Origin of the sequence: Streptomyces sp. RKAG290 (genome assembly GCF_023701695.1) — a bacterium.
In the GTDB taxonomy this organism is placed as follows: Bacteria; Actinomycetota; Actinomycetes; order Streptomycetales; family Streptomycetaceae; genus Streptomyces.
The window spans coordinates 7,886,761-7,894,875 of sequence record NZ_JAJOZC010000001.1; the positions used below are offsets into that span (position 1 = coordinate 7,886,761).

Consider the following 8,115-nt stretch of genomic DNA (forward strand, 5'->3'; position numbering starts at 1 on the left):
CGCGGACGGAGCCTGCGGACAAGTCTCGACATCGTGTACCTCTCGGGGTGATGGAGCACGAACCCGGAGCGGCAGGGCGCCGGGAGCCGGACAGTGTGCCGGGCGTCACCGGCACGGGCGGGCGCGGTGCTCTGCGCCCGCCCGAGCCTCCTCACCGCTGGATCAGGAAGGGAGGTTCCATTTCTGGTTCGATCCGTTGTTGCAGTCCCAGATGTCGAGCTGGGTGCCGTTGGCGGTGTTGAGTGCGGGGATGTCGAGGCAGCGGCCCGACTGTGGGTTGACGAGGGCCCCGTTGCTCACGTTCCACTGCTGGTTCGCGGCGCCGTTGCAGGTCCACAGGTTCACCAGGGAGCCGTTGGTGGTGCCGTTGCCCACGACGTCGAGGCACAGCCCGCCTGTTTCGACGGAGCCGTTGCCCACGGTCCACTGCTGTGCCGGGACCCGTTGCAGTCCCAGATGTCCACGACGGCGCCCGCGGTGGTCGACCCGGTGAAGTCGTCCAGGCACTTGTCGCCGTTGAGGACCGAGCTGATCTGTCCGGTGCCGCCGGTGGGGGGATTTCCCGTGCCGGGGGTGATGGAGAGGTTGTCGAACTGGTCGGTGCGGTAGCCCTGGATGCCCAGGCCCGTCTGGCCGGTCTGGAAGGATCCGTCGCTGACGGATCCGAACTGGTTTCCGTCGAGCTTGGCGGTGAATTGCGAGCCTTGGAAGGTGAGCGACAGGTTGTGCCACTTGCCTGTTCCCAGCGCGGTGGTGGTACCGGTGGCCAGGGTGTGGTTCGAGCCGTCCGTCTGCATCTTCTCGATCCACCACTGGCCGGTGTCTCGGATGCGGAGGTAGTACGCGTTCATGTGTGACTGCGGACGCTGCTGGGTGTTGGCGCGGCCCAGGAGCTCGGTCGTGCCGGCACTGCGCAGGAACACGTCCGAGCTGACGGTGTAATTGGACCAGCTCGGATCGCCGATCAAGGTGTACGAGTCGGAGTCGTCCTGCCACTCGATCGGTTTGACCGGGGCCATCTGCTGCACGCACTTGCCCGCACGGCCGGCCGCGCAGGGCTGGACCTCGAACGAGCCCTGCATGTCGGACATGTACGTGGCCTGGACGTTGTTGCCGTAGCTGTCGAAGTTGTCGCTGTACGGCAGAGCGAGGGGGTGCGCTGCTGGAGCGGTCGCGGTGCCCTTGCCCTGGCCCCCGAGGGTGCTGACCGTGTAGACGTAGCCGGGCTGCATCGTCAGTGAGTAGGAGCCGTTGACCGGAGTGATGTCCTGGGTGTGGATGAAAGACGTCGCGTTGCTGGGGTTGTTGACGTTGGTGGCCCACACGTGCACGGAACCGGTCGACAGGCCGCCCCGGACGGTGAAGTTCGCCGTCTGCGACCCGGTGGACGTGGTCGTCTCCAGGATCGTGGAGTAGTCGGAGCCGGTGTTCGACTTGACGGTCACGTATGTGCCGTTGTTCTCGTTGCCGCCCAGGTAGCCCGAGGCGGAGTCGATGAACTTCCACCCGGGCTTGGTGAACTGGGTGACCTGGGCGGTGGCCCAGGTGCTCGCGCCGATCTGGTAGTTGCCCGACCAGGGCGAGTTCGCGGTGGCGAGGCCGACCGTGTTGTAGGGCAGATTCGGGTAGATCGCGGCCATCAGCGGCCAGTTGAAGTAGCTGGTCATCCTCGCGTCGGTATAGCCGCGGGTGATCGCGCGGATCAGCGCCGGCGCACCCGTGTTCATGTCCTGTGAGCCGTTCTCGCTGTCCCACAGTGGCTTGCCGTTGTCCTTCGCCGCGGCGCTGCTGGAGCAGGTCTTGGCGTCGCCCCCGTCACCCCCGTTGCAGGAGTAGTGCGCACCGATGATCGACACGGCGTCGTTGAACGCCTGGTTTTTCGCCATGTCGTCAGCGACACTCCAGCCACTGTCGTCCGCGACGAGCTGGACACCGGAATACCCGGCGCCGTTCAGCGCCGAGCGCAGCTGGATGAACCAGTTGACGTCGTGGCCGCGCTCGTTCCAGCCGCCCAGGTACTTGATGTTCAGGTTGTGCTGCTTGGCGCAGTCCAGCCAGGAGATCAGGTAGTTGATGGTGTCGGTGGACCAGAAGCCGCCGTTGATCCAGCCGGGTGCGGCCCACGCCAGCCCGTACAGGCCGATGTCGGGGTTACGGGCCTTGGCCTGCTCGGCCAACCAGAACTCGTAACCGGCGTTGCAGTTGATGGTGCCGCGAGTGTGCTCGATCGACGGCTCGGATCCGTCGGTGGAGTTCGCGTCACCGCCGATCTCCAACTTGAGCAGTTGGAGGTTGGCGCCGTAACCCGGCTTGAACATGTAGTCCAGGATCTGCGACTGCTGGGCGGCCGGATAGTCCGTCAGCAGACGGGAGTTGCCGCCACCGCCACTGATGGCGCCGATACCGTCGAAGGTCCGGCCGCTCTGGGTGCCATCCACACTGATGGACGTGGTGGCGGCCTGCGCGGGAGCGGCACTCACCGCCAGGACGGCAGCGAGGAGCGCAAGCACCCACAGCGGGGCGAGTAATCGAAGCTGTCTCATGGCCGACTTCCTTCAACTGAGGATGGGGGGTTCACGGCGCGTGCCACCTGAGAGGGAGCAGCCCGATGGAACGTCGGGAGAACGGGGCACATTGTGCGGTCATGTTTGATTCACGGTCAAGAGGCCCAGCAAAAAATCAAGTCTGCACAAGTACGACCGTCGCTACGGCTTCGTGAGACCCGCCAACCGATCTCTGTTCGCGATGTACCAAGAGTCCGATCGACCTCCCGGCCATGTCGCGAAGCAGTGGGCCGGGCTTCTCCTCGGACTCATGCCATCAACGGGGGATGCCCGTCTGGTCATCAAGCCGGCGCGGCATCCCAGCAGCTCTCCGGGCGCGGCACTGATCCAATCGCATCCCGCAGAGCCCCTCACCCGGGCGCCGCGGCGACCCGGAAGACGTCCAGACGTCCAGCCGAACGCCCGTCAGAAGCGCTTCTGAGTCACTGGCTAGAGGCAAGCACGGCATCGATCCGATGATTGGTCCGGACTATTGACGCGACTGCGCCCTCTCGCTAACTTCAGCGGCGGCCCTCGGTCACGTCTTCTCCACCGGCAGTGCGCCCCGCGTCACCCTGAGGCTCCCGAGCTCCCGCTCCTCACCGCATCGACATCCTGTGGCTCCGTCGCCGAACTCGTATACCGACTGCCGATGTTGAACCCCTACCAGGCTGCCCAGAGGCCACTCGCCCAGCAACCGGGCGGAAGATGGACGACGCAGCTCTCGCCGGTTCCCGTCGTGAATGCTCCGGTAACCGGTCTACGTAGACGGGTTTGCATGCTGGGCCCAACGGCGGGGTGCAGTCGACGCCGTGATCCTTTGCCTGCGAAAGGTGGGGCCGCGTGTCCTTCGAGGGCCGCTGGCCGCCCAGGGATTGCCTGGCTTCCGCGTAACCGGTGGCCACATTGGCGCTTCGGTGTCCGAGTCGGTAGGTGCAAGCTACGTCTTGCACTCAGAGCGCATGGCCGTGGCAGGGACCCGTGATGTCACTTCAGCGCTAGGTAACCGCTCCTCCCGCGGGCCGCGAGCGAAAAGATGTAGGAGGGCTGGTGAGGCGGCGCCCCCGACGCAGGGCCGACTGGTTTGGGATATTTAGGTGTTTACGGCCAGGCGATCCACAGCAGTCGGGTGTGTGGCTGGCGGGGGAGTCGAGGAATTTTGCGTCCAAAGCGTTGACAGGTCCGAACGTCCGCCGTAATTCTGAGAGCGCTCTCAGAAAAGGTCTAGGCCTTTGATCTTCCCTTCCCGGACGGGGCATGTGCTTCGACCAAGGACGGTCGGCCTGGCCCCGGATCAGCCCGCATCCGCACGTCCCGCCCTCAGGAGATCATCTCCCCACCAGGAGGAGACACGTGCTCATCGCACGGAAAACACTGACTTCGTTCTTCGTCGCGGCGCTCGCCGCAACAGGACTGACCACGCTCGGCGCGGCACCCGCCGCTGAGGCCGCCGTGCCCGACACGATCCCGCTGACCTACACGAACCACTCAGGCCGCAGTGAGCAGATCTACATCTACGACCTGGGGACTCAGCTCTCCACGGGCGGCAGGGCTGGGCCGACGCCAACGGCACCTTCCACCCCTGGCCCGCGGGTGGTAATCCCCCACCCCAGCCCCGGACGCGTCGATCGCCGGCCCGGCGAACGGCCAGTCCGTCACCATCCGGATCCCGAAGTTCTCCGGCCGGCTCTACTTCTCCTTCGGCCAGAAGCTGGACTTCCGCCTGACCACCGGCGGACTGGTGCAGCCCGCAGTGCAGAACCCATCCGACCCGAACCACAACATTCTCTTCGACTGGTCTGAGTACACCCTCAACGACGCCGGGTTATGGATCAACAGCACGCAGGTCGACATGTTCGCTGTCCCCTACACCGTGGGCGTCTCGGGTCCGGGCGGCACCAAGACCACCGGCGCGCTGAAACCCGGTGGCTATAACGCCTTCTTCAACTCCCTGCGCGCGCAGCCCGGAGGCTGGGGCAACCTCATCCAGACCCGCTCGGACGGCACGGTGCTGCGGGCCGTGAACCCGGGCACGGGATCGAGTCCGGCGCGCTGCCGGCCAGTCAGATGGACGACTACGTCAACCGGGTGTGGTCGAAGTACAGTTCCTCGACTCTGACGGTTACGCCCTTCACCGACCAGCCCAACACCAAGTTCTACGGGCGCGTCTCGGGCAACACCATGAACTTCACGAACAGTTCCGGAGCGGTCGTCACCTCGTTCCAGAAGCCGGACTCGGACAGTATCTTCGGCTGCTACAAGCTGCTGGACGCTCCCAACGACCTGGTCCGCGGCCCGATCTCCCGCACCCTGTGCGCCGGGTACAACCGCTCCACGCTGCTCACCAATCCCAACCAGCCCGACACCAGCGCCGCCGGCTTCTACCAGGACGGGGTGACCAACTACTACGCCAAGAACCTGCACGCGCAGATGGCTGACGGCAAAGCCTACGCCTTCGCCTTCGACGATGTCGGTAACCACGAGTCGCTGGTGCACGACGACAACCCTCAGCAGGCATCCATCACGCTTGACTCGTTCAGCGGCGGTGGAGGAACCGGCCCCTCCGGGCCCATCAACACCGCAGCCTGGTACAGGATGGTCAACTCCAACTCGGCGAAGTGTGTGGACGCCTCCGGCGCCGGCATCGCCAACGGAACCCCCTGCTCCAGTGGACCTGTGGCGGTCAGGCCAACCAGCAGTGGCAGTTCGCCCCACCGACAGCGGCTACTACACGATCGCCAACCGCAACTCCGCCGCCAATCACCAAGTCCTCGACGTCCGGCCAGCTCTGGCGCCGACGGTACCGCTCTGGACACTTGGACCCAGGACGGTGGCGCCAACCAGCAATGGCAGCCGGTCGCCCAGTCCGACGGGAGCTACCACTTCGTCTCCCGGGCCAGTGGCAAGTGCCTGGACGTCACCGGCGCCTCCACCGCGGACGGAGCCCTCCTGGAGCAGTGGACCTGCAACGGCGGCTCCAACCAGTCCTTCCGACTCGACGCCGGGTAGGCCCACTCAACGCCTGGCTCCCAAAGGTGGACTTCTTCCGGTGAGGAGCGCCCCGCTCACCGGAAGGACCGGCCTCAACCCGGCCGACGGATCACGGAGTCTCGCGTGTCGCGCGGGTGCAGCTGTGCCCCCGCATCCCCGGGATAGCCACTGCTTGCCCCGAAGCCTCGGATGCGGACACTTCACGTTTCGCGTCAACGTTTCCGGAAGGCATGTCAGGTTCTCCTCGGTTGCCCCGCGCGTGCCGTGATCCCCCATGGCAAGGGAGGTGCCAGTGCAGTTCGTCCATGCCAAGGATCCGGCCTCCGCGTCTTCGGCAGGCGGGGCGCTAGCCCCGCTGCCACAACACCCACCGACGTAGTCGGCTGTCAACGCGAGGGAAACGTCACGCACCTGACGGCAGCGCGGCCAGGAGCCCGCTCAAGAAGCCTGACGGAAGGATCCGCCTGTTCATGGTGGCCATCACAGTTCATGGCGAAAGCCAGGGACATCGGTGGATCTGCTGAGCCCCTCCGCTCCCCGCGATGCGGTATGCCGCACACCGGTCCTTCGCCGGACATGTGCATACGCGGGTCAATATTCGACAGGTGGAACTCATGAGACAGCTCCTCAGAGGGGCGTCAGCTCTGGTCGTCGTGGCCGGAATCGCCTTCGCGACCCCGACCATGGCAGACGCCACCGCTTCCCCGCAGGCCACGACGAGCAGCTTGTGCCAAGCCATTGCACCCGGGCAGCCCAGTGTGTCTCACGCTGATCCGCACGGATGTCCACGCCGTGCACGATAACGCGCTTGCCCCGCAGGCGACACCGTCCGGCTACGGCCCCTCGGACCTGCGAAGCGCGTACAACATCGCATCAGCCGCGGCGTCGAACGGGGCCGGAGCGACAGTGGCTGTCACGGAACTGGCGGACAACCCGAACCTCGAATCCGACCTGGCGACCTATCGGGCGCAGTACGGCCTGCCCGTCTGCACCACTGCCAACGGCTGCTTCCGCAAGGTCAACGGCAGCGGTCAGCAAGACAACTACGCTGCCCCAGACCCCGGCTGGGGCACAGAGGCTTCGCTGGACATCGACAGGATCTCGGCAGTCTGCCCGCTGTGCCACATATTGGTCGTCGAGTCCGGCAACCTCGACACGGCGCAGAACAACCAGCAATGGACGCCCTCACCGCTCTAAATACTCCGGGCGGCACAGGCGCACTCCCGTAACGCCTGCCCCGCCCGGCCCATCCCTTGCTGCACAAACAAACAGATCGGCTACCCCCATGAAACGACTGAGGTCCCTCGCTGTGGGCTGCGCGACGCTGGCGCTCGGTGCCGCGGGCCTGCTCGTCGCCCCCACTGCGCACGCCGCGGCCCTGCCCTCTCCCGATACCGTCTACCAGGCGTGGAACGACAACTTCCTGGTGCAGGCTGACGGTGACACCTACTACACCAGCCAGCTGAAGAGCAAGGGCACCACGCGGGCCGGCATGTGGATCGCCGCGCTGGACATCCAGATTGCGCAGGACGTGTACGAGCGCACACACGCAGCCCCGGATCGGCAGCGGTCATCGATCTCGTCAACACCTTCATCAAGTACGAGGGCACCACCTGGGAGTCCTGGGACGGCTGGAACGACGACATCGCCTGGGACATCACCACTGTCCTGCGCGGATACCAGCAGACCGGCAACACCACATGGCTCAACGTAGCCACCGACCAGTTCAACAAGACCTATGCCAAGGGGTGGAGCGGCGACGGCGGCGGCGGAATCTGGGAGAACGACACCTATTACAGCAAATGCTCCCTGAGTAACAACCCGATGATCAGCATCGCCGCGAACCTCTACCAGATCACCGGTGACGGGGCCTACCTGACAAAGGCCCAGGCTATCTACGACTGGGCGCGCAGCCACCTGGTCAACACCACCAGCGGTGTCGTCAACGAGTGCATCGCCTTCCCCAACGGCAAGAACGGGGGCACGGTCCTGCAGGCATCGGACAACGCCTACAACGCCGGATCGTGGATCGAGGCGGCCGACAACCTCTACCGGATCACCGGAAACACCTCCTACCGCGACGACGCACAGCGCACCGCCGACCACTTCCTCAACACGGTGCCGGTCGTGGCGAACAACCAGACAGCCGGCAGCTCTTACCAGTACTGGCTGTTCAAAGGCATCAGCGACTACTGCACCGATGCTGGGAACTGCGGCCGGTACGAGACCTGGATGCGGAACAACGCCGCCCAGGCATGGAGCGTGCGCAACAGCTCCAACCTCACCTGGAACGATTGGACCAAACCCACCAACGATCCCAATCCCGACGCCTTCGAGATGAACGGCATGGTCGGCCTGTTCCAGGTCCTCCCCGACACCGCCGCCTCCCCTTTCTCCGGGGATTACCAGATCAAGAGCGCCACCAGCGGCCTATCGCTCGCCGTCCAGGGTGCCTCCACCGCCAACTCCGCGCCCGTCGTGCAGGCCGGCGACACCACTGACGGCAGCGCATCCTGGTCGTTCGTGCGGCAGAGCAACGGCTACTACGAGATCAAGAACACCCACAGCGGCAGCTTCTCAA

General features: G+C 65.3%; 5 protein-coding genes and 1 pseudogene. 4 read left to right on the plus strand and 2 right to left on the minus strand.

Annotation, left to right across the window (positions count from 1 at the left end; all coding sequences use genetic code 11):
- Nucleotides 1-162 precede the first annotated feature (162 nt).
- Both LNW71_RS34950 and LNW71_RS34955 read right to left on the minus strand, forming a co-directional pair.
- A complete protein-coding gene (locus LNW71_RS34950; protein WP_250971839.1) occupies nucleotides 163-375 on the minus strand; it encodes a ricin-type beta-trefoil lectin domain protein in 213 nt (70 codons plus the stop codon).
- Complete coding sequence (locus tag LNW71_RS34955) at nucleotides 342-2,543, minus strand: galactosylceramidase (RefSeq protein WP_250971840.1); 2,202 nt, start codon at nucleotides 2,541-2,543, stop codon at nucleotides 342-344. The genes LNW71_RS34950 and LNW71_RS34955 overlap by 34 nt, the downstream gene beginning before the upstream one ends.
- Nucleotides 2,544-3,917: 1,374 nt before the next feature.
- Here LNW71_RS34955 and LNW71_RS34965 point away from each other — a divergent pair.
- The 4 genes and pseudogenes from LNW71_RS34965 to LNW71_RS36690 all read left to right on the plus strand — a co-directional run.
- Nucleotides 3,918-5,084: pseudogene (locus LNW71_RS34965) on the plus strand (glycoside hydrolase family 64 protein); the annotation flags it as partial.
- 54 nt (nucleotides 5,085-5,138) lie between these two features.
- Nucleotides 5,139-5,552: an RICIN domain-containing protein gene (locus tag LNW71_RS34970; RefSeq protein WP_250972258.1), complete on the plus strand. Its 414-nt coding sequence runs from the start codon at nucleotides 5,139-5,141 to the stop codon at nucleotides 5,550-5,552.
- Nucleotides 5,553-6,326: 774 nt separating this feature from the next.
- Entirely contained in the window at nucleotides 6,327-6,731 is a 405-nt protein-coding gene (locus tag LNW71_RS34975) for a hypothetical protein (protein ID WP_250971841.1), read from the plus strand.
- 297 nt (nucleotides 6,732-7,028) lie between these two features.
- A partial coding sequence (locus LNW71_RS36690) for a glycoside hydrolase family 76 protein (protein WP_250971842.1) occupies nucleotides 7,029-8,115 on the plus strand: 1,087 nt, incomplete at its 3' end.

What these genes read in the sequence shown, in the direction of transcription:
- LNW71_RS34955 (WP_250971840.1), bottom strand. Translation starts at nt 2,543, where the DNA reads ATGAGACAGCTTCGATTACTCGCCCCGCTGTGGGTGCTTGCGCTCCTC.
- LNW71_RS34970 (WP_250972258.1), top strand. Translation starts at nt 5,139, where the DNA reads ATGGTCAACTCCAACTCGGCGAAGTGTGTGGACGCCTCCGGCGCCGGC.